Raw genomic sequence first — 289 nt, 5'->3', positions numbered from 1 at the left:
AACACCATCGTGTTGCGAAAATTTGAGAGACTCGAACACACCGCTTTTCATTTCTTATTACGGAGAAATGAAACAGTGTGTCGTTTCAATTTTCAGCTTGATCCAGATTTTTAAAGAGCAAAACTTCTTAATGCACTCGGAAGTACATTCAGAAGTTCATCATTCATCAGACAATCTGTGTGAGCACTACAAAGAACGTTTCTTTAAGGTAAGGAGGTGATCCAACCGCAGGTTCCCCTACGGTTACCTTGTTACGACTTCACCCCAGTCATGAATCACAAAGTGGTAA

1 rRNA gene is annotated in these 289 nt (G+C 40.5%); it reads right to left on the bottom strand.

What is annotated here, in order from left to right:
• Nucleotides 1-209: 209 nt before the first annotated feature.
• A 16S ribosomal RNA gene (locus ACU8YC_RS28680) occupies nucleotides 210-289 on the bottom strand; the annotation flags it as partial.

It is taken from the genome of Citrobacter sp. VF227 (assembly GCF_052950715.1).
This window is presented reverse-complemented; position numbering and strand designations above follow the sequence as displayed.